Below are 19,948 nucleotides of genomic sequence, written 5' to 3'. Positions count from 1 at the left end.
GGTCAGGTGTTTAAATAATGTAATTTAGAGACAACCTATTTGGAATAGTTATGAAACGATTGAATATATTGCCTTTTGCGGTCCTTGTTTTCTCGCTTTCGGGCCTAGCTTTTGCAGACTACGAGTCCGAAATTCGCGATTTGAAACTGCAAAAGGAAAAGCTGAATTCTGAAATTCAAAATTTGAATACTCGAATCGCGTCGACGGATTCGATGCTGCGTGCAGATGCGTCTCATCGCCAGTTGCTTGAACAGCGCTACAAGGCAGATGTGGAACGCCGCAATCTGGAAATCGATAGCCTGAATGCTAAGATTCGCAAGGTGGCAGCAAACCTACAGCAGGAGCGTAACAAGCAGGCTCGCGCAAAGAACAAGAGCGATAACGTGGCGGCAAAACGCCGCGCCTTGCGCAGTGAACTTGCCAAAATCTGCAAACAGCTCGAAGTCCAAATTGCGCAGACGCTCCCGTGGGAACGCGAAAAGCGCCTTGATCGTGCAAAATCTTTGACGCGTGAAATCGAAAGCGGAAACGTGACCGAAGAAGAAGCATTTTCTCGCATGAAGTCGCTCGTGAATGAAGAAATCAAGTTTGGCGATGAAGTTTCTGTGGTCAACAGCCCGCTCACTCGCAAAAATGGTGAAATTGTAAACGCAACGATTCTTCGCATAGGGAACCAGTGGATGGTTTATGTCGATGAAAACGGAGCCTCTTACGGTCGCCTGGAACGTAAGCTGGAAAACGATAAAGTTGTTTACGAATGGAATGAAAACTTGAATCTGGAAGAACGCGCTGCCGTGAAGCTTGCCATCGACGTGAAGCAGGCGAAAAAGCCTCCTCAGATTGTAAAATTGCCTGTAAGTTTGTCTGTTGTTGGAGGCGTGAGATGATTTTAGACGAAAGAACGGGCGCAGCCCTACAGACGAGAGACGAAAGAAATAACGTCATTGCGAGAAGCGAAGTGACGAAGCAATCTATGCATCGAATTCTTTTTGTGCTTGTTTTATTTTTCACGTCCTCAGCTTTTGCATGGCCGTGGTCGAGCGACAAGAAGAGCGCCGAAGACGAAGCCCGTATCAAGGATTCCTTGTTGCAAGTTGAAGTGCGCAATTTGCAGCGCGAAGTTGAAACGCTTACCCGCATCCGCATGCAAAAAGCCGATTCCCTTGAAAAGCTCGATGCCAAGCATTGGAGCAATCGCTATGCCGAATCGCAGTTGACCGAAGAACACCAGAATAAAACGCGTGAACTGGACGGTCGCTATTCTAAACTCTCAACAGATCTTGGCCGCGTCACCGAAGAAGTGATGGCAAACAAAAATGTCACTGAAGAAGCGGAAGAAAAGTCCAAGAGCGAAGAAATTGCATTTGATGCGCTCAACACGCAAGTGAAGCTTTCCATTGAAAAGACTCTTGGCGATGTAGCGGGCGATTATCCGGTCGGGATGAACAAGCGCCTTTTGAACTTGAAACGCGCCAGTGCTGAAGCCGAAAAGAAAGTGCCGAATACAATTGCTGCGGTGCAGGGCTATATGGCAGATTTGCTTGCCCGTCACGAAGTCACATACACGCAATTCTACGGCAATGAAGTTTCGCAGGTGGGCTCTCGCCCAGATGTGAACGTGAATCGTTTGCGCTTGGGAACGGTGTTCCTCGGCGAAGTGGCGAATGACAATGGCGATGTGCAGGCGCTATTGCGCTCTGGTGCTTTGCAGGGCAAGGTCTTTGAATGGAATGCAAATTTGCCCACGGAAATGGCGGCAAATATCAAGGCTGCCGTGAACCAGACGGGCTCAGTGGCAAGTGCTGCAACGGACGCGCAGGCAACTATCGTGATTCCGTTGGATGTGCTGCAGAATAAGGCCATCAAAAATTCTATCACCGATGCCAAGGAACTCACTTGGACCGAAGAATTCAAATCGTTCTTCAAGAAGGGCGGTATCGTGATGTATCCGCTTTCGCTTGTGGCGATCATTGCGCTCCTCTTGTTCCTAGAACGTTTCGTGATGCTTTCTTATCGCGGTCATCTCGGCCGTCGCTTTACCAAGAAGATGGATGCGCTTGTTGCCGAGAAAAAGTATGAAGAAGCTGCCAATCTCTGCCTCAAGAAAGAGACGAGTCTTGCAATGGTGCTTTTTGCCGTGCTTAACAAGGTAAACGACACGCGTGAAAATGCGGAACGCTCCTTGCAAGAAGCTTTGCTCCGTGAACAGCCGAAATTGGAACGCCGCATGGGTCTTTTGGCGGCGATGGGAACGATCGCTCCGCTCTTGGGCTTGCTCGGTACGGTGACGGGTATCATTACGCTCTTTACCGTGATTACCGAAGTCGGGACGAATGACGCCCGCGTGCTCGCAGGCGGTATTTCCGAAGCTCTTGTGACGACGGAAATGGGTCTTGTCATTGCAATCCCTGTGATGATTTTGCATGGCCTTTTGAGCGAAAAGATCGAAAAAATCACCAGCGAACTCTACGTGCAAAGTACTTCGCTTATGAATAAAGTCTTTGGAAAGGAAAGTAAGTAAAATACGTCATTGCGAGCCGAAGGCGAAGCAATCTAATCATGAATTATGACTGATTTTCATTACATATTCATAGAATCTCTGCGGAATACGTATGAGGCGGGTGGCGTGGTGATGCTACCCATCCTCTTGTCGGGTGTTGTTGGATTCTATTTCCTTTTCTCGAGCTGGTTTCGCATCGGTAGCGATTTTTTCAGAAAGGATATCACTAAAGTCGTGAGGCGTATGCAGCGCGGTTTGACTGGCGAAAGAGCTGTTATTGAAACCGAATCTTCCTCTGATGAACAGCGTGTGCAGATGACTTTGACAAACCTTCGCAAACGCGGTGGATTCCTTTCGAGAGAACTCTCTTATGCGATTGAAATTGCGCAAAAGAATTATGACGAATTTCGCGATTACATGCAGGTGCGCATGATGAAAAGTGTGCGTTACATGGAACAAGGAAACCACATCGTCATGGTGATGGCCGCTGCCGCTCCGCTCTTGGGCCTGCTTGGAACGGTCACGGGAATGGTCTCGACTTTTGAGGTGATCACGTTGTACGGAAACCAGAACCCGGTGCTGATGGCGGATGGAATTTCTGAAGCTTTGATTTCGACACAGAGCGGGCTCTTGATCGCGTTTCCGCTGACGCTCTTAAAGCAACGTTTGGACGAACGCATTGAAATCTTGAAGCAGGAAATGGAACTTGGCGCAACGGTAATCGACAACTATTTTGCAACCCGAGCTGGACAACGTCATTGCGAGCCGTAGGCGAAGTAATCTAAAGGATTTGTTATGGAATTTAATTTACCGAGAAGAAAACAGAAAGACGTGGGCATTGAAATGGGTCCGCTGATGGATATCGTGTTCATCTTGCTCATCTTTTTTGTGGTGACGTCGTCGTTCACTCGCGAAACGGGTGTGGATGTGACTAAGCCGCAGGCGCAATCGGCAAGCCAACTTGAAAAAGAAAACTTGCTCATAGCCATCACGCGCGAAGGGACGATTCACATGAATGAACGCCAGGTGGATTTGGCGAGCCTGCAAGACATCTTGAAACAGTCTCTCGCCAAAGCGCCTGACCGCGAAGCCGTCGTGATTGCCGACAAGGAATCCGAAACCGGCGTTCTCGTCCAGGTCATCGATATGTGCAATTTGGCCGGAGTCAAAAAAGTCTCCATCGCCGCCCAAGCCGAGTGATGTTTAGTAGACAGTAGGAAGGAATGTATCGGGAATACGTCATTGCGAGCGTAGCGAAGCAATCTAGTTAAGTCTTGTATTTGAGAGAATAATGCAAAAGTTTATAAAAAAGTTTTTAAAGCGTTTTACAATCCTTCTCGCGGCGATTCTCGCGAGTATGGTCCTCGTGTTCTCCGTGACGATGGCGAACTTGTTCTTGACGGGTAAAATCTTCCACGAAAAGAAATTCGTCAAGACCGAAGTCTCCGTTAAAAAAGTTGAAGAAGTCGAAAAGAAGATTGAGAAAAAACGCACCGCACGCAAGCCAAATCGCCAAAAGTCGAATTCTCGCTTGCCTAAGGCTGGCCCGCGTTTTGCCATGGCTCTTGGCGCCGTTTCAGGAACTGCGGGTGCTGCCATTAACAGCGAGCTCGTTGCCGATTTTCGAGGCGGCGCGCTCTCCACTGAAAAAGGCGATGTCGATAAAAAGCCCGAAAACCGCTCCATGCCGAATTTCCAGGTGCCGCCGCAAATCCGTGACCGCGAAATAGATGCTATGCTTCGTCTCAGTTTCTGTGTGGATGTTGGCGGTCGCGCGTATGATATCAAAGTCATCGAAGAATCTCCCGCAGGCTCTGGACTTGCGCAAGCGGGGAAGGATGCTATCGCCCGCATGACTTTTGCTCCCGCCGAAAAGGACGGCAAAGCCGTTGCTTTCTGCGGCATGGAACAACCCTTCGAAGTGAAGTTTAGAGACTAGTATGAAAGTGTTTATTCTTGTTTTGCTTTTTGTAATGTCGTCGTTTGCGGCGCAATCGTCTTTTGACCTGATGGAACGCGCAAACGCTCTTTATCGCAGTGGAAAATTCAAACAAGCTATACTCTTGTATCGCAAAGCGGAAGCCCGCGGCGCTGATCCCGTTGCCGTGAGTTTCAACATCGCCAATAGCTATTACCAGATGGACAAATATCCCGAGGCGGCCGCCGCTTACCGCAAGGCCGTGGACTATTCCGAAGGCAATTTTGCACCCGCACTTTTCAATATGGCGAGCGTCTACTTCCGCTTAAAGCAGTTCCCGGAATGCATTGCCGTTTACCACCGTGCGCTCAAACTCGACCCTGATAACATTTCCGGCTGGCTTTACCTCGGCGAAGCCTACACCAAAACCGGCGACAAAGTCGGCGCCCTCCGCGCTATCGAAAATGCTTACCGCCTCGACAAAAATGACATCAGCATCGTTTACCAGCTCTCCGAGGCAAACATTGCATTGAACGATTTTGACCGAGCCGTTGCCGTAATTCGCGAAGGTTACACGCTCCATCCCGAAGAATCTGATTTTCTTGTCTATCTTGGCGACGTATACCGCCTGAACAAGAATTTCGAAGAAAGTGCCAATGCCTACCGCGAAGCCCTCAGCGTAAAAATCGATGACACGCAAATTATGTACAAGCTTGCCGATGTCCTCGCCGAAGACAAAAAGCCTTACATCGCGATGGAAATCTTAAATAACATTTTGCAAATCAAGCCCGTTTTTTCCGATGCCGCCATCTTCATGGGAAACCTCGCATACGATGCCAAGTTCTATGATCGCGCCGAATATGCCTACGAGCTTGCTGCTAAAAACGGGAATGCCGAAGCCGTCTTTGGTTTCAAGAATATGGCCTACGATGCCCACGCGCAAAAACGCACAGAAGAATCCGTGCGCCTCTTGAATGTCGCTTTAAAATATTTCCCTGACGACGCCACTCTCACGGCGGACTTGCTCGAAATTCAGTCCGGAAAGTGAATGGCCGCAGTGGATTATTTTAGCAGTTTATTTTCTCCGATAGATTCTAGCACGGTCATCTGCGAAATCGCAATCTGATTCAGTTTTTGCAACCGCTCTGGTTGTGGCAAGCCTTCCTTGATCAGAACTGAATTTAACGACTCCATGTTCGAAAGGCAAATTAGCTGGTTTACTGTTGCATAATCGCGGACGTTGCCTTGCAAATCGTCATGCGCATTGCGCCATTCTTTAGCAGTAAATCCAAATAAAGCAACATTTAAAACATCTGCTTCATTAGCGTAAACCATATTCACTTGCTGTTTTGTGAGTGTTGCCGGGATCAAATTCTGTTTGATGGTGTCCGTATGAATGTGGTAGTTGATTTTAGAGAGCTCACGGCGTACAGACCAGCCGAACTTGGCTTGTTCAGCTTCTTTGAGGCGTTGGTATTCGCGAACCAATAATAGTTGAAATCTGGGGCTAATCCACATTCCGAAATGATACGCTATATCTCTATGTGCAAAAGTTCCGCCATATCGTCCTGTTTTGGCTACAATTCCTTGAGCATTTGTTGAGAGTATCCATTGCTTAGCCGAAAGAACAAAATTGTTGCTTCCTGCAGCATTTTTAATTGTACCGAATTCGGTATAATTAAAATTCGGGTTGTACAAAGACTCCCATTCTCCTAGATATTCAATGGTGTTTTTATTGCTCAGCCATTTGAATATGATGTGTTCTTGCATTTGACTATGGGCCATGTCGGTCAACGAAATGTAGTCGTCATTGCCGATTCTCTGTACGGAAATTTCTGCATCCATAACCTTTATTTTCATCGTCGCCTCCCTGCGGACAAACATAAAAACCACAGTGTTTGAAAAATTTGAGCACTAGAACATTTGTTCACTAATGAATGTAATCCTTTTAGAGATGGTTGTCAAGATTTTTCTGAAAATGTTCGCAAAAAAAAACGGCGGTTTTGCCGCCGTGAATGTTCGAAATTTTTAACTCTACTCTTTTATGTTCTCTTTGCAGAACGGGCGAGTTTTTTTGGGTGGCGACAAAGTAAAGGCGTAGAGTCCGTCTTCCTTTCTAAACCACTCGGATTCGAGTGGTTTAAAATTGGGATTATACAGCTTTTCCCAAAGCCATAGGAATTACTAAAGTTTTAACTTCGCTCAAAAAGAGCCACTATAAGACAGAAAGCCCTCGCCGAAGTGGAACGGCTCATCGACTGGGAAACGGAACTTGGCCGCGTGGACTCCATCAAGATATTCCTCAAGAACCACCCCAAGTCCGCAGTCCTCAAGAAGCTCACGACCGAAATGGACGCGCTTATCGCCAAGGGCGACAACGCCGCGAAAACGGAAATCAAGGAACTGCTCAAGAAAGCGGAAACGAGAAGGAAGGAAATCGAATACAAGGAAGGACTCGAACGCCTCAAGAAAATCAAGGCTGGCATCAAGTCCGGCTCAAGCGTCCCGTTCTCGACAAACATCAGCATCGACGACCTTCGCGCCCTCAAGGGCGACAAGTTGCCTCCCACGCTCGGACACCTTGATACAGCCATCGAGAAATATAAGAAGGGACATTACTACGGCTCGGCGACAAAGAAACACGCCGCAGAAATCGAGGCGACGATGCGCGAGCTGTTCCAGAAGCACGACTTGGGGATGCACATAGAAGACGACCTGCTTGAAAAGGTTTTCAACAGCCATTTCAAAAACACCTTCGAGACAGGAAGCTCCGGCGGGTATAGCGGCCCGTCGCTAAACGCGGACGGTTCAATCAAGCAGAGCCATTTGAGACTATCCGCAGCACACAAGCTCTTTGACCTGGGTTCAACGGAAAAGGCGAACCAGCTCAATATCTCGCAGTACGAAAAGTACGGCAACCTTCTCGACCATGACAAGCTACGTGAGGCGACGACGCACAACCGCGCCACCCAATACGGAAATGTCGCGGTACGTTTCAAGAAGGACAAAGTGACCTGCACATGGACGGCTGGCGACAGCCTAAGCGAAAGATACCAGCCCAGTCTCGTCACCGACCCGAAAGCGGTTTCCTACGACGACATGTATGAAAGCAAGCTGCCAGTGAAGGGAACGCAGACGAACGACATGACGAAATTCCGCAGCGACAACATCAGCAGCTATCTTGAACTGCAATTTCACGGCGATGTGACGGTCGATTGCGTGGAGTCGCTGACGTTCCCTTACGACCTAACAGAAAAGGCGAAGTCCAAGTATCTAGGCTTCGCCCAAAAGTGGAAATCCATCGGAACAGAGGTTTTTTACATAAAAAACGGCAAGCTGGAGAAGCTCTAGTTGCAGATTATTGTCTTTGCTTAGACAAGTATTCATTCAAGGCTTTATTGCAAGACCCATAGCTGGTATAACGCAATGAGCTAACTTGATTTGCTGGATTTTTAGTTCCTTCGAGCACGACTCTGTAATCCCCATAAAGTTCTATGCACTCGTATGCAACAGGAGTCTTTTTGCCATTTAAGTAATTATCCAAATCGCGATTGCAGGATTTATAGTTTGAGTAGCGTTTCGAGCTAACTTGATTTGCCGGATTTTTAGTTCCCGCAAGCACGACTCTAAAATCTCCATAAAGTTCTATGCACTCGTATTCAACGGGAGTCTTTTTGCCATTTAAGTAATTATCCAAATCGCGATTGCAGGATTTATAGTTTGAATAACGTTTTGAACTAACTTGATTTGCCGGATTTTTAGTTCCCGCAAGCACAACTCTAAAATCCCCGTAAAGTTCTATGCACTCATATTCAACGGGAGTCTTTTTACCATTTAGGTAATTATCCAAATCGCGATTGCAGGATTTATAGCTTGAGTAGCGTTTTGAGCTAACTTGATTTGCTGGATTTTTAGTTCCTTCGAGCACGACTCTGTAATCCCCATAAAGTTCTATGCACTCGTATGCGATAGGAGTCTTTTTACCATTTAGGTAATTTTCCAAATCACGATTGCAGGATTTATAGCTTGAATAACGTTTTGTACTGACTTGATTCGCTGTATTTTTAGTCCCTTCAATTACAACTCTATAATCTCCATAAAGCTCTATGCACTCATAATCCGTTGCATAAAGACAAGCAGATAAAAGGAGATACACTGAAAGAAATTTCTTTAGCATAAAGGGCCTTTATGACATTCAAGATTTAATCTTTGTCCCAATGGGGAAAACCAGCCGGGTCAACATAATCGCAGTCAATGACTTTATCTTGAGGATTCAAGTCTAAAGTTTGCTTTTTGACTTTCTTGACTTTGCATGGAACGTTATATTTTTCCATGAGCTTTTCCAAGTCTTTATCCATATATACCTTGTATGGAACGATGATAATAAATCTGCTCTTTCGGTTGCCCTTCAATCGCTATATCATAGTAACTGTGCGGTGTCATATATTTTTCAGTCAACGTGACAAAACAAGGGTGTTGCGTTGCAAAGACAAAAATTCCGCTTTCCTGCAACAGTTCATAAACAGCCATAAGAAGTGGTTCAATGTCCGTAATATCCATAATTGCCATATTAGAAACTGCTTTCGTAAAGGCTCGATTTCTTTTTAATTCTAATATACTTTTTCTATCGGTCGCATCCGCCACACAAAATTCAATTTGTTTTGCATATTGTGATTGCCGTCTTTTAGCCAATTCTATCATTTTTTTGCTGTAATCAAAAGCGACAACCGAAGGGCGTGTCCGCACAGGGACATCTTGAAATTGAAGGTACTACACCAGCCGATTGAGGGATGAAACGAAAAATCCGAGGCAGAGAGATATTCTCTTCCTCGGATTTTTTTATTTCAATAGACTCTCCGCCTCGAACTTGGTATATTGTGTTGCTGAGAAATGCGGTGCCATACACCACACATGGTTCGGAAAGTATGCTGTGAAAAAATTGCATCTTTTTTAATGCTGTCAGCGGTCTTTCCCTCTTTTCTCTTGTACGCATTGTATCGTCAGAGGCGTGGTTCAGAGCTTCCTTGTAACCCAGAGAGCAACGACCTGTATGTTTGGCTTCAGGAAGCCGCCCGCATCGACGAAGAAGAATATTCCTTCCATGGCATCCATACTGTCGATTTTCCAGTTCCCGGAGGGCCTGTAATTACAATAATTCTTCCTCGCTCCATTTTCGCCCTTCCTTCAACTTCGTGCTCTGTTCACCTTTTCACAACGATTCAATAGGCAAATTATGCTGCTTCAGAAAAGACAGCTTATCCCAATATCCTCTCTGAAACAGAATTTTACCATTCACAACATGGAAGAAGCCGCATCCCCGCAGTCCCAGAGGGTCCTTCCATTCTAAAATCGCCCACTGTCCATCTTCAAAGATATTCTCTACAATGGCAGTCATATCGGCAGTGGCAAATTCTGCTGTAAACATTTCACGGATTGCATCTATCCCAATCACGGGATCATTGGTCACCTGATGATTGGTTGCGTTATCATGGTACAAGCTCATAATTGCCTCTACATCATGGTTGTTAAAGGCATCTACCCATTTACATACTATTTCTTTTGGCCGTAACATAAATATTTCCTCCATATATCGTTAGCTGCTGTTTTCAAGATACACGATTCATGTAACATCACAATTCCCGCCGTTTCCACTGATCCAGGGCAGCTGCGACACAAATACCTGCCACAACGATCGTTAAGACGAGATAGGGAAGGTGGAAACCGTGCAGTGCTACCTCGTACACATCAAAATAACGCAATGGGGTCAGGTAGTCCAGGAAATGATTTCCTGTGTACTCGGCAGTAAAGGCCAACCCATAGGCAGCCAGCATGGAAATTGTTCCTGTCCGCACCGCAGCCTTATAGGATCGAAGCACACTGGAAAACAGCAGACCCAGGGCAAAAAAGAGAGTCTGGGTAAAGAACATTCCCATCGTTGTGGAAAGCACCGCTCCCGGCTGATCCAGACCGCCCAAAGGAAGAACGATCGTGAAATAATTACACACGCCGCTGAACAGGGCGAACACCAGCAGGTTCACTGCCGAAACGATCACCTTCGCCAGAACAATGGTTTTCCGCTTCACAGGCTTTGTGAACAGGTATTCCGATGTTCCGAATTTCTTTTCCCTTGCCACACAGGACAGTCCCAAAGACATGGCATAAGGAAACGCCAGCAGTCCCTCCCAGAAATAGATGCACACATACCAGCCGGTGGATGTCGTCAAGTCGCCTTTGACTCCGAACATGATCATGATCAGTCTCGGAAATTGGCTGACCATCGCTGCCATTTCATCCAGACTGTCCCGTAGGGACAGAAGCTCAAAATAGCAGAAACCGCACAGAAGCAGCATGATTCCCAGCCAGATCAGCAAAAGTCTTCTGGTTTGGCGGAATTCATTTTTAATCAATGTTTTCATGTTCACACCTCCTTAGCTGCGGAACTGAATGTCTTTTTTCAGAAAGACACCGTAAGAAAGCACCAAAAACAAGGCAAACAGCAGCACGCACCACCCAAGATACCGGAGGTCATAGAAGCCGGCTTTGGAGATCTCGGCGGCTCCGAAGAACGAGTAGGGAGACAGAAAACTGATAGCCCGGTTACTGACGATGTTGGAGAAGCTGGTAATGCAATACTCAACGAACACAACCAAACCGGCAGTCAGCAGCGGACTGCGGTTGCGGGAAAACAAAACTCCCACCATCAGCCCCATTGCAGCGAAGAACAGCGTCACAAGGGTCAGGGACAGGGCAATCAGGAAAAACTCTCCCCAAGGAGTTCCGGAACGGAATGTTGCCATGGCGAAAAGGGAAGCCAGCAGATACGCCGCACCCACGATCGCCACGCCGACAAACACCGTCCATGCCTTTGCCCAATAAATTGCTTTCCGGGGAAAGGGCTTTGTAAACAGGTATTCCGAGGTTCCTTCCGTACATTCTCTGGTGTGAATGGAAATGCCGAAGTGCATCCCGAAAACGCCGGAGGCAATCATGAAAAAGCTGGTCAGGAACCCGTAAATACCCAGCGGAGAGGTCAGGTATTCCATCGATACGCCGACGCTCCTGTAAAAGTCCGTGGTGCCCATGGTTTCAAAGAGTTCCACGGAGGCCGCATCCAGAAAGCTGTAATAAGTCGGTGTCATGAAAAAGATGCACGCAGCCAAGGCGATGGCCCAGCCCAGGATATAGGTTCGATGCCTTCTCAGTTCATATTTCAAAATGACCATGCCTGACACCTCCTTACGCATAGTAGTGCAGGAAGATCTCCTCCAAAGAGGGTTCTTCCAAAAGCACATCGTCCAAATGCAGCAGGTGAAGCTTGTCAATGATCGCCGTGATATTGCCGTTATACATAAAGGAAACAGAGGTCTTGTCAGGACTCTCGGTGTAGTTGGCAATGCCGGGCAGGCCCCAGAACTCACGGGGGATGGCCGTTTCAGCGGTAAGGCTGACCTTTTTATAGCCGCTTTCCCGCAGCTCTCGGATGGACTGAATGCCCACGAGCTTGCCCTCTTTTAAGATCGCCACCCGGTCACACAGCTTCTGCACCTCACTGAGGACATGGGAGGAGAAGAAAATGGTGGTTCCCCGGCTGTTCTCCTCCTTCAGAATATCGTAGAAAGCCTGCTGGATCAACGGGTCTAAGCCGCTGGTGGGTTCGTCCATGATCAGCAGCTTGGGCGAGGTCATGACGGCAGACACGATCCCCACCTTCTTCTTGTTGCCCAGAGACAGGTCTGCGATTTTCCGGGTCAGATCCAGATTGAGGCGCTCGGAGAGCTCATACATTTTCGTTTCGCAATTCATGCCGTACAGGTCTGCGCTGTATTGCAGCAGTTCCCGCACCTTCATGTTTTCATAATAGCTGTTTTCGCTGGGAAGATAGCCCACATCTCTGGCAATGACACTGGCCTTGGTCTGGCAGTCCAGGCCGAAAATAGATGCGCTGCCGCCGCTGGGATGGATCAGGCCCATCAGGGTGCGGATGGTGGTGGATTTTCCCGCACCGTTTGGGCCAATGAAGCCGAAAAACTCGCCCTGGTCAACAGAGAAGCTAAGTCCGTCAATTCCCCGATGTTTCCCATAGTGCTTGGTCAGCTTTTCCAAAACAATGATTGGCTCGCTCATTTCAGATACTCCTCCTTATAAAAATTTTTCCGCAGAATTGCGATGTTCTTCTCAAAATCATCCATGACGGTCTCAAAGTCAAAAGCATTTGCCCCACGGTACCGGGCCGCATATCCCTCGCCCATCAGAAGCAGCATCTGAAATACCGGCCGGGCATCCTCCGGGTTTTTGAATTTCAAAGCGTCCTCCTCCCGAAGAACCATATCGTTTCTGAAGCTGCAGGCTTCCTCTGTCAGAATCACCAGCGCATCGGCTACTTCGGGAGAAGTTTCTTCCCAGACGCTGGTAATAAACTGCAGGGTGAAGGGCTGATTTTGGAAGCTCTCCATTTCCATGCGGCTGGATGCCAGGATCCTGTCGAACAAATCCGTTTTGGAATCCAGATGTGCTTTTTCAAATATTTCTTCAATGACCTTTTTACAGTATTCCAGCAGATAAATATAGAGCTGTTTTTTGCTTCCGAAATACTGAAACATGGATGCCTTGGAGATATGAGCAGCCACTGCAATATCATTGACGGATGCTTTTTCATAACCAAATTTTCCGAAGCACTGAAGTGCTGCGTTCAGGATCGTCATTTTCTTTTCTTCCGTCAGCGCCAAAAATTTTTCCACTTTGATCCCTGCCTTTCAACGAAATAACCGAATCGGTTATTTATAATATAACACCAATAACCGATTCGGTCAAGTAATTAAAATTATCATTTTAAAAATAGATAGACACCCATATCCACAATGTTGACTTTACATCTGTGCCACTGGAAGGAAGTGACTGCCGCTTGAATGGTAATCCCACGCTGCCGCTCCAAAAACATGGTGTCCGTCCTCGTTGTCCCTTTTTCGACGCTCCCCGGTTCTGAAATGGCTCCGCTGGCATATAGCAGGCTCTCCGTCAAGGTCGTCTTTCCAGCGTCTACATGGGCAAGAATTCCAATATTGATTATTTTCATGTGATTGTCCTCCCTTTACTGCCCCGAAGGGCATAAAAATCCTCCAAGGGCTTTACCCTAAAGATAAACAAAAAGAGGGAGAGCTGTTCAGCTCATCCTCTTTAAGTGGAGCCTCCCGGACTTGAACCGGGAACCAACGGGTTTACGTTCGTGATGCTTTCGCACCTCCGTGGACTATGTCTTCGCCATGCCCTTGCGGGTTTAGGCGTGGGAGGCTTGCGCGGTCATTAAGCAGGCTCTACTGCTCCGCTAGTCTCTACACCTTCCAGGAGTGTACCCCTGGCTCGGCTCGGCGTTGCCGTGCAGCGTTTCCGCTGGTTAGGTTTCACCGATTTCTTCCCATTCGCATCCAGCTCTTTCAAGCTGGTGCCACAATTTTTATGAGTCCGACGCTCTAACCGATTGAGCTAAGGCTCCGAGCGCAAAGATAGGTTTTAACTCCGCTCCAAAAGAGCCCCTATAAGATCTACTTTTGAATATACCTTATTTTATGCGGCTTCGCAAACGATTTGGCTTTGGAAAAATCAGAAAAATTGAATAGATTCTTGTATTTTGGGCCAATTTTGGGGAGGCTTTGTACTTTTTTGCTAGTGAAGTGTTGAAATCCATAGTTGACAAAATAAACATTTTTGCTAACGGTTGTTTGCAAAATTTGCAAAGTTTCGCTTTTTGAAAATTCTCTATTGTAGATTAGAACCTCCAAACTTAATGGAGGTGTAATTATGAATCAATCTATTCCTGAAAAGCTAAAAGGCAAAACCTACATCGATCCGAGAACCGATACCGGATTCAAGAGCCTGTTCGCCAGCAAGGATGCCATCAAGGACTTCGTTGATGGAATCTTGCACCTGAAAGGCGACGACCAAATCAAGAATCTGAATTATTCGTTTGAACATACGTTACGGTTTATGATTCCTGAAGAAAGGAAGGTCATCTTGGATGCATTTGCGACTACGGGTTCTAAGCGTTTCCTTAATATTGAAATGCAGAAGGCAGACCACAGTTTCTTTATCGACCGAACCATATTGTACAAAGCGTTTTTGATTATAAAAGGCAAGCATGAAATGGATAAATCAGAAGAATTTAAAACGCTCACAAAAGAAGAAAAGGAATACCGGCGTTATGAAATTCCCGAAACAATATCCATTTGGATTTGTGATTTTGAATTGCCGTACTGCATGGAAAAATACATTGATGAATGGGCTATTTATAGCAAGGAAGTGTTAGATGAAGGAATCATCGAGACGTTATTCCCCAAAAATAAGTATATTATTGTAAGTCTGCCGAAGTTTAATAAAACCGCAGACGAGGTAAAAGATCCTGTTGACGCCTGGCTCTATGTGCTCAAACACGCGCATGAGGGCGAACCGCTTCCTGACTTTGGGAATGGAATCGTCAACGACGCCTTGAACCGCATCAAAATTGAAAACTTGGACAAAACCACTCTGAACGAACTGGAGCGAGAAATGATTGCAAAAGAAGAAATAGAATGTCGTTTGGCTGGTGCCAAGATTGAGACTCGATTTGAAATGGTCGATGCGATGCTTGCTAACGATATTCCTATTGAAAAAATCGCTATTATTTCCGGTATTTCTCTGGACGAAATTAAAAAGCGCAGAGCGCAGCGCTGATGTTCAGTCCGGAAAGTGACTAGATTTCACGCTTTTATTTTTCGTTGCAGAGCGGGTGCGCAATTTTGGGGGCTTTGCGGGCCAATTGCTCGATCGTAATACCCGTGAAGTAATCCTTGATGATTTTAGCCAAGTCCTTCCACATTGGGAGTGTCGGGCAGACGTCTGCACGGTCGCAACCGTTTTTCCCGTCAGCAACGCATTCCACCGGGCTAATGGATGTCTCAATGACACTCAGGATTTCCCAAACCGTGAGCTCAGCCGCTGGCTTTGCTAGCTTGTAGCCGCCGCCTTTGCCGCGTGCGCCTTCGAGCACATTGTTCTTTACAAGGACTCCAAGAATCGCTTCGAGATATTTTTCGGAAAGTCCCTGGCGTTCCGCCAGGTTGTGTAGCGGGTGGAATTCGGCTTCGCCGTTTTCTGCCATATCAATAATAACGCGAATAGCGTATCGACCTTTCGTAGATACTCTCATGATTCATGACTCCTTTAGACTACAATATAATTATAATTACAATTATTGTAAATTTTTTCCTACAACTTTAGTTGGCTTTTTTCAGCTCTACAGCCTCCCTTTACATATTTTTTTACTATCAGTGGTCAAAAAAAATTTCTATATTGCCTCGCATTATGGCAAAAATTCTCTTTAAAAAGCAGTTATCTCCCGCGGTATTCCAATTCCGCGTCCACGCCCCGCTGATCGCGCAAGAACGTAAGGCAGGACAATTTATCATCCTCCAGACGAACAAGGACAACGGTGAACGCGTTCCGCTCACCATCGCCGATGCCGATACTGAAGAAGGTTCTATCACCCTCATTTTCCAGACGGTTGGCAAGACGACGACTGAACTCTCCAAGTTCGAAGTCGGTGACGATATCCCGGTCTTGGTTGGCCCGCTCGGTTCTCCGACCCATATCGACAACTTTGGTCACGTGGTCTGCGTTTGCGGTGGTGTCGGTATTGCCCCGATGCACCCGATTGTCCAGGCTCTCAAGGCGGCAGGTAACAAGGTCACCATCATCATGGGTGCCCGTAACGAAAGCCTCTTCCTCATGAAGGAAGAAATGACGGCTCTCGCTGACAACATCATTTTCATGACCGACGACGGTTCTTACGGCCGCAAGGGTCTCGTGACTGAACCGCTTAAGGAACTTTGCGAAGACACCAAGGGCAAGCCGGACATGGTCATCGCTATCGGTCCTCCGATCATGATGAAGTTCTGCGCTCTCACCACCAAGCCGTATGCCGTGAAGACTGTCGTTAGCCTCAACAGCATCATGGTCGATGGTACGGGCATGTGCGGTGGTTGCCGTGTCACTATCGGTGGCAAGACGAAGTTCGTCTGCGTCGATGGTCCGGAATTCGACGGCCACGAAGTCGACTGGAACAACATGCTCCAGCGTATGGGTGCATTCAAGCCCCAGGAACAGGAAGCTTTGCATCGCTTCGGTGCAAATGACGGCCACAAGTGCAATATCGACAAGATGGCAGATGCCAAGGCTAAGGAGAGCAAATAATGTCTGAACATATGACTCGCGAACAGTTGGATGCCGCCGCCAAGGTGGAACTTGAAAAGATTAATGCCCTTCCGAAGCCGCTCAAGCCGAAGGACAAGACTGCTATCCCGGCTCAGCCGATGCCACAGCTCGAACCATCCTATCGCGCACGCGTGATGGAAGAAGTGGCTCAGGGTTATACCGAAGCTCAGGCTATCGTCGAAGCAAACCGCTGCCTTAACTGCAAGAAGCCGTTCTGCGTTGAAAGCTGCCCGGTGCACATCGACATTCCGGCCTTCATCGCAAAGATTGCCGAAGGCGATTTCAAGGCTGCTATTGCAAAGATTAAGGAAACGAGCTTGCTCCCGGCTATCTGCGGTCGTGTTTGCCCGCAGGAACGCCAGTGCCAGATGAACTGCACCATGGGCAAGATGCACAAGGACGTGAACCAGGCTGTCGCAATCGGTCGCTTGGAACGCTTTGCTGCTGACTATGAACGCAACAACGGTGGTGCTACGGTTCCGGCCGTTAAGCCTGCTACTGGCAAGAAGGTGGCTGTGATCGGTTCCGGTCCTGCCGGCTTGGTTGTCGCTGCTGACGTCCGCCGCGAAGGCCACGACGTGACCATCTTCGAAGCTTTCCACAAGCTCGGTGGCGTGGTCCGCTATGGTATTCCTGAATTCCGTCTTCCGAAGAAGATTGTGGACAAGGAAATTGAATCTCTCGCCGCTATGGGCGTGAAGTTCGAAACGAACTTTGTGATTGGCCGTACCCGCAAGCTCAAGGACCTCATCGAAAAGGATGGCTTTGACGCTGTGTTCGTTGGTACCGGTGCTGGTCTTCCGTTGTTCATGAACATCGAAGGTGAAAACCTCGTCGGCGTGTTCGCAGCTAACGAATACCTCACCCGCGCAAACCTCATGCGCGCCTACGACAAGGAAAATGCCGATACGCCGATGTGGCCGGGCAAGAACGTTGTCGTCCTCGGTGGTGGTAACGTCGCTATGGACGCTGCCCGTATGGCTCTCCGCCTCGGTGCAGAAAAGGTCCGTATCATTTACCGTCGTAGCATGAACGAACTTCCGGCCCGTAAGGAAGAAGTTCTCCACGCTCAGGAAGAAGGTGTCGAATTCTGCGTTCTGCAGAACCCGGCCAAGATTCTTGGCGACGAAGCCGGTCACGTCCGTGGCATGCTCGTCGACAAGTACGAACTCGGCGAACCCGACGAAAAGGGCCGTCCGCGTCCGGTCAAGGTCGAAGGCGCAAGCTTCGAAATCGAATGCGACACCGTGCTCGTTGCAATTGGTAACGGTTCCAACCCGCTTATCAGCAACACCACTCCGGAACTCTCCGTCGACAAGAAGGGTCACATCCTTCTCGAAGATGCAACCGCCAACAAGACTTTCATGGAAAAGGTCTACGCCGGTGGTGACATCGTGCTCGGTGCTGCAACCGTGATCCTCGCCATGGGCGAAGGTCGTCGTGCTGCTGCAGGCATCAACGAATTCCTGAAGAAGTAATTCTTGCTTGAACTGTCATTCCGGCCTCCGTGCCGGAATCGCCTTACGCATTTTAAAAGAGGATGGCTTCGGCCATCCTTTTTTGCTTTCGTTCCTTTTTGTCAATTCTTCCTTTTTTGTGACATCGCTTTTTTGCGAATCTTTTGATTATATTCATAGTGGGGGTATTTAAGGAGATGTTATGGTTCAATCAAAATTTTTTGGAATTGCCTGTGGCGTAGCGATGCTTGCAGGTGCAGTTTCTGCAGCGACTCTTCCAACGGCGAAAGAAGTTCAAGCCAACATGGGCATGGGCTTCAACATCGGTAACTCTATGGAGGTGCCGAACAACCCGACTTTATGGGGCAACCCTTTCCCGACTCAGGCTTTGCTTGACTCCGTGAAGGCGGCAGGTTTTAACACTGTGCGTATTCCTTGCGCTTGGGACAGTCACACTAGCGGTGGCAAGGTCACCGAAACTTGGCTTGATTCCGTGAAGACGGTCGTTGATTACGCCATGCGCGCTGGTCTCTACACGATTTTGAATATCCACCATGAAGGTGAAGGCGGCTGGTTCCAGAGCAACATCGGCACGAGCGTCAATAGCAACATCGATAACAAGATGAAGACTTACTGGACGCAGATTGCGAACAAGTTTAAGGACTACAACGAACGTTTGCTCTTCGCCGGCGCAAACGAACCCGGTCCGAATGTGAATACGTGGACATCGCAGCATGTGTCTACGCTCATGCATTACTACCAGACGTTCATTGATGCAGTCCGAGCTACGGGCGGCAACAACGAAACCCGAACCTTGATTATTCAGGGCCTCAATACGGACATTGACAAGTCGGTCAAAAGTGCTCCGGTAAGCACCTTCCCGAAGGACAAGGTCGAAGGTCGCCTGATGTTCGAAGTGCATTACTACGATCCGTACCAGTACACGCTTATGACGAGCCAACAGGATTGGGGCGCAAGCGAACCGATTCAGCCGCAGTACTACTACGGCGATTACACCAAGGCTAGCGAACCCAAACGCAACGCAGGTTACAACGCCTGGGCTGGCTCTGTCGATTCCAAGCTCGGGAGCATCGTGCATCCGCAGGAACAGTTTGCCAAGATGAAGACAAATTACGTCGATAAGGGCTATCCGGTCATTGTCGGCGAGTTCGGCGCAAACGTTCGCTCTCCGGAATTGAGCGGTTCCGATCTGAATCTCCACAAGCAGGGACGTGTGCAGTGGCACAAGGATGTTGTTTCTGCCGCAAAGCAGTATGGCCTCACGCCGATTCTTTGGGACATGGGCAACGAAAGCAATTCCGGCTATGACAACATGGCTTACATCCGCCGTCAATCTTCGCCGGTGGGGAAGGTCCTCGAAACGGACGTTATCAACGCTATGCGCGGTGTGTATGGCCTCGGCAATTACGTGAACAATGGCGTCACCCACGTGGAAGACTTTATCAATGGCGGCAACGACGCACCCGCCTCCAGTTCTAGCGTAGCCGTTTCAAGCTCCAGCGAAATTACGCAGTCTAGCAGCTCGGCTACAATTGCTTTGCCGACCGTTCTCGCGGGCGCTCAGGTGAAACTCCACCGCGATGGCAATACGCTTTATGGCTCAGCTGACATTATGCTCTTTGACATGAACGGAAACCTCGTCCGCTCCACGAATAATGTGTCCGCCGGGCAGGCCCAAATGCAGCTGCATGGTCTCCGCCAGGGCAACTACATCGCCAAGTGCAAAAATAGCGTCTTGCAAGTCAAGATTCGCTAACAAAACCACCCCGCGGATATTTCCTGACATCGTTTTGAATAAAAATCTCCGCC

The 19,948-nt window shown here is 48.1% G+C and carries 20 protein-coding genes and 3 pseudogenes; 11 read left to right on the top strand and 12 right to left on the bottom strand.

Annotated elements, in window-relative coordinates; translation table 11 throughout:
* Positions 1-50 precede the first annotated feature (50 nt).
* From BUC30_RS04010 to BUC30_RS03985, 6 genes are all read left to right on the top strand, one after another.
* Positions 51-887: a DUF3450 family protein gene (locus BUC30_RS04010; protein WP_073423629.1), complete on the top strand. Its 837-nt coding sequence runs from the start codon at positions 51-53 to the stop codon at positions 885-887.
* Positions 884-2,521: a MotA/TolQ/ExbB proton channel family protein gene (locus BUC30_RS04005; protein ID WP_073423628.1), complete on the top strand. Its 1,638-nt coding sequence runs from the start codon at positions 884-886 to the stop codon at positions 2,519-2,521. The genes BUC30_RS04010 and BUC30_RS04005 overlap by 4 nt, the downstream gene beginning before the upstream one ends.
* Positions 2,522-2,566: 45 nt before the next feature.
* The gene (locus tag BUC30_RS04000; protein WP_073423627.1) at positions 2,567-3,271 is read left to right on the top strand and encodes a MotA/TolQ/ExbB proton channel family protein; all 705 of its coding nucleotides are present in this window, start codon (positions 2,567-2,569) and stop codon (positions 3,269-3,271) included.
* Between the two features lie 24 nt (positions 3,272-3,295).
* Positions 3,296-3,700, top strand: coding sequence for an ExbD/TolR family protein (locus BUC30_RS03995; protein ID WP_014545652.1), 405 nt, complete (start codon positions 3,296-3,298; stop codon positions 3,698-3,700).
* Between the two features lie 91 nt (positions 3,701-3,791).
* The gene (locus tag BUC30_RS03990) at positions 3,792-4,439 is read left to right on the top strand and encodes an energy transducer TonB (RefSeq protein ID WP_073423626.1); all 648 of its coding nucleotides are present in this window, start codon (positions 3,792-3,794) and stop codon (positions 4,437-4,439) included.
* A 1-nt stretch (position 4,440) separates the two neighbouring features.
* Complete coding sequence (locus BUC30_RS03985) at positions 4,441-5,466, top strand: tetratricopeptide repeat protein (protein ID WP_073423625.1); 1,026 nt, start codon at positions 4,441-4,443, stop codon at positions 5,464-5,466.
* A 14-nt stretch (positions 5,467-5,480) separates the two neighbouring features.
* On the opposite strand, the gene BUC30_RS03980 is transcribed toward BUC30_RS03985, so the two are convergent.
* Positions 5,481-6,278, bottom strand: coding sequence for a KilA-N domain-containing protein (locus BUC30_RS03980; protein ID WP_073423624.1), 798 nt, complete (start codon positions 6,276-6,278; stop codon positions 5,481-5,483).
* Between the two features lie 213 nt (positions 6,279-6,491).
* Positions 6,492-6,599 (bottom strand): annotated as a pseudogene (locus tag BUC30_RS16475) (KilA-N domain-containing protein); the annotation flags it as partial.
* Positions 6,600-6,659: 60 nt separating this feature from the next.
* Between BUC30_RS16475 and BUC30_RS03970 the strand changes: the two are divergent.
* Positions 6,660-7,769, top strand: coding sequence for a hypothetical protein (locus tag BUC30_RS03970; RefSeq protein ID WP_073423623.1), 1,110 nt, complete (start codon positions 6,660-6,662; stop codon positions 7,767-7,769).
* 7 nt (positions 7,770-7,776) lie between these two features.
* Here the strand turns inward: BUC30_RS03970 and BUC30_RS03965 are convergent, their stop codons facing one another.
* The 9 genes and pseudogenes from BUC30_RS03965 to BUC30_RS03930 form a co-directional block, all read right to left on the bottom strand.
* Entirely contained in the window at positions 7,777-8,595 is an 819-nt protein-coding gene (locus BUC30_RS03965) for a hypothetical protein (protein WP_073053485.1), read from the bottom strand.
* A gap of 25 nt (positions 8,596-8,620) precedes the next feature.
* Positions 8,621-8,776, bottom strand: coding sequence for a hypothetical protein (locus tag BUC30_RS16045; RefSeq protein WP_170861496.1), 156 nt, complete (start codon positions 8,774-8,776; stop codon positions 8,621-8,623).
* A pseudogene (locus BUC30_RS03960) lies at positions 8,775-9,149 on the bottom strand (methyltransferase domain-containing protein); the annotation flags it as partial. The pseudogene BUC30_RS03960 and the gene BUC30_RS16045, both read right to left, overlap by 2 nt.
* Positions 9,150-9,627: 478 nt before the next feature.
* Positions 9,628-9,990 (bottom strand): nuclear transport factor 2 family protein, encoded by a 363-nt coding sequence (locus tag BUC30_RS03955; protein ID WP_072831146.1) that lies wholly within the window; start codon positions 9,988-9,990, stop codon positions 9,628-9,630.
* A gap of 58 nt (positions 9,991-10,048) precedes the next feature.
* Entirely contained in the window at positions 10,049-10,834 is a 786-nt protein-coding gene (locus tag BUC30_RS03950) for an ABC transporter permease subunit (RefSeq protein WP_026667057.1), read from the bottom strand.
* A gap of 12 nt (positions 10,835-10,846) precedes the next feature.
* On the bottom strand, positions 10,847-11,641 hold the full coding sequence (locus BUC30_RS03945) for an ABC transporter permease subunit (RefSeq protein ID WP_035769273.1): 795 nt from the start codon (positions 11,639-11,641) through the stop codon (positions 10,847-10,849).
* Between the two features lie 13 nt (positions 11,642-11,654).
* Complete coding sequence (locus tag BUC30_RS03940) at positions 11,655-12,542, bottom strand: ABC transporter ATP-binding protein (RefSeq protein WP_073423622.1); 888 nt, start codon at positions 12,540-12,542, stop codon at positions 11,655-11,657.
* Positions 12,539-13,156 (bottom strand): TetR/AcrR family transcriptional regulator, encoded by a 618-nt coding sequence (locus BUC30_RS03935; RefSeq protein WP_073053488.1) that lies wholly within the window; start codon positions 13,154-13,156, stop codon positions 12,539-12,541. The genes BUC30_RS03940 and BUC30_RS03935 overlap by 4 nt, the downstream gene beginning before the upstream one ends.
* A gap of 113 nt (positions 13,157-13,269) precedes the next feature.
* A pseudogene (locus BUC30_RS03930) lies at positions 13,270-13,491 on the bottom strand (GTP-binding protein); the annotation flags it as partial.
* 722 nt (positions 13,492-14,213) lie between these two features.
* Between BUC30_RS03930 and BUC30_RS03920 the strand changes: the two are divergent.
* On the top strand, positions 14,214-15,122 hold the full coding sequence (locus tag BUC30_RS03920; protein WP_073423620.1) for a PD-(D/E)XK nuclease family transposase: 909 nt from the start codon (positions 14,214-14,216) through the stop codon (positions 15,120-15,122).
* Positions 15,123-15,156: 34 nt separating this feature from the next.
* On the opposite strand, the gene BUC30_RS03915 is transcribed toward BUC30_RS03920, so the two are convergent.
* Positions 15,157-15,597 (bottom strand): RrF2 family transcriptional regulator, encoded by a 441-nt coding sequence (locus BUC30_RS03915; protein WP_073423619.1) that lies wholly within the window; start codon positions 15,595-15,597, stop codon positions 15,157-15,159.
* Positions 15,598-15,752: 155 nt separating this feature from the next.
* Here BUC30_RS03915 and BUC30_RS03910 point away from each other — a divergent pair, with 155 nt between their 5' ends.
* From BUC30_RS03910 to BUC30_RS03900, 3 genes are all read left to right on the top strand, one after another.
* Positions 15,753-16,640, top strand: coding sequence for a sulfide/dihydroorotate dehydrogenase-like FAD/NAD-binding protein (locus BUC30_RS03910; RefSeq protein ID WP_073423618.1), 888 nt, complete (start codon positions 15,753-15,755; stop codon positions 16,638-16,640).
* Positions 16,640-18,139: an NADPH-dependent glutamate synthase gene (gltA, locus tag BUC30_RS03905; RefSeq protein ID WP_073423617.1), complete on the top strand. Its 1,500-nt coding sequence runs from the start codon at positions 16,640-16,642 to the stop codon at positions 18,137-18,139. The genes BUC30_RS03910 and gltA overlap by 1 nt, the downstream gene beginning before the upstream one ends.
* A gap of 181 nt (positions 18,140-18,320) precedes the next feature.
* The gene (locus tag BUC30_RS03900; protein WP_073423616.1) at positions 18,321-19,895 is read left to right on the top strand and encodes a glycoside hydrolase family 5 protein; all 1,575 of its coding nucleotides are present in this window, start codon (positions 18,321-18,323) and stop codon (positions 19,893-19,895) included.
* Positions 19,896-19,948 lie beyond the last annotated feature (53 nt).

Origin of the sequence: Fibrobacter sp. UWB7, assembly GCF_900142945.1 — a bacterium.
Classification (GTDB): domain Bacteria; phylum Fibrobacterota; class Fibrobacteria; order Fibrobacterales; family Fibrobacteraceae; genus Fibrobacter.
This window is presented reverse-complemented; position numbering and strand designations above follow the sequence as displayed.

What these genes read in the sequence shown, in the direction of transcription:
- BUC30_RS03920 (WP_073423620.1), top strand. Translation starts at nt 14,214, where the DNA reads ATGAATCAATCTATTCCTGAAAAGCTAAAAGGCAAAACCTACATCGAT.
- BUC30_RS03910 (WP_073423618.1), top strand. Translation starts at nt 15,753, where the DNA reads ATGGCAAAAATTCTCTTTAAAAAGCAGTTATCTCCCGCGGTATTCCAA.
- BUC30_RS03940 (WP_073423622.1), bottom strand. Translation starts at nt 12,542, where the DNA reads ATGAGCGAGCCAATCATTGTTTTGGAAAAGCTGACCAAGCACTATGGG.
- BUC30_RS03945 (WP_035769273.1), bottom strand. Translation starts at nt 11,641, where the DNA reads ATGGTCATTTTGAAATATGAACTGAGAAGGCATCGAACCTATATCCTG.
- BUC30_RS16045 (WP_170861496.1), bottom strand. Translation starts at nt 8,776, where the DNA reads ATGGATAAAGACTTGGAAAAGCTCATGGAAAAATATAACGTTCCATGC.
- BUC30_RS03955 (WP_072831146.1), bottom strand. Translation starts at nt 9,990, where the DNA reads ATGTTACGGCCAAAAGAAATAGTATGTAAATGGGTAGATGCCTTTAAC.
- BUC30_RS04000 (WP_073423627.1), top strand. Translation starts at nt 2,567, where the DNA reads ATGACTGATTTTCATTACATATTCATAGAATCTCTGCGGAATACGTAT.
- BUC30_RS04010 (WP_073423629.1), top strand. Translation starts at nt 51, where the DNA reads ATGAAACGATTGAATATATTGCCTTTTGCGGTCCTTGTTTTCTCGCTT.
- BUC30_RS03965 (WP_073053485.1), bottom strand. Translation starts at nt 8,595, where the DNA reads ATGCTAAAGAAATTTCTTTCAGTGTATCTCCTTTTATCTGCTTGTCTT.
- BUC30_RS03900 (WP_073423616.1), top strand. Translation starts at nt 18,321, where the DNA reads ATGGTTCAATCAAAATTTTTTGGAATTGCCTGTGGCGTAGCGATGCTT.
- BUC30_RS03995 (WP_014545652.1), top strand. Translation starts at nt 3,296, where the DNA reads ATGGAATTTAATTTACCGAGAAGAAAACAGAAAGACGTGGGCATTGAA.
- gltA (WP_073423617.1), top strand. Translation starts at nt 16,640, where the DNA reads ATGTCTGAACATATGACTCGCGAACAGTTGGATGCCGCCGCCAAGGTG.
- BUC30_RS03985 (WP_073423625.1), top strand. Translation starts at nt 4,441, where the DNA reads ATGAAAGTGTTTATTCTTGTTTTGCTTTTTGTAATGTCGTCGTTTGCG.
- BUC30_RS03950 (WP_026667057.1), bottom strand. Translation starts at nt 10,834, where the DNA reads ATGAAAACATTGATTAAAAATGAATTCCGCCAAACCAGAAGACTTTTG.
- BUC30_RS04005 (WP_073423628.1), top strand. Translation starts at nt 884, where the DNA reads ATGATTTTAGACGAAAGAACGGGCGCAGCCCTACAGACGAGAGACGAA.
- BUC30_RS03980 (WP_073423624.1), bottom strand. Translation starts at nt 6,278, where the DNA reads ATGAAAATAAAGGTTATGGATGCAGAAATTTCCGTACAGAGAATCGGC.
- BUC30_RS03990 (WP_073423626.1), top strand. Translation starts at nt 3,792, where the DNA reads ATGCAAAAGTTTATAAAAAAGTTTTTAAAGCGTTTTACAATCCTTCTC.
- BUC30_RS03915 (WP_073423619.1), bottom strand. Translation starts at nt 15,597, where the DNA reads ATGAGAGTATCTACGAAAGGTCGATACGCTATTCGCGTTATTATTGAT.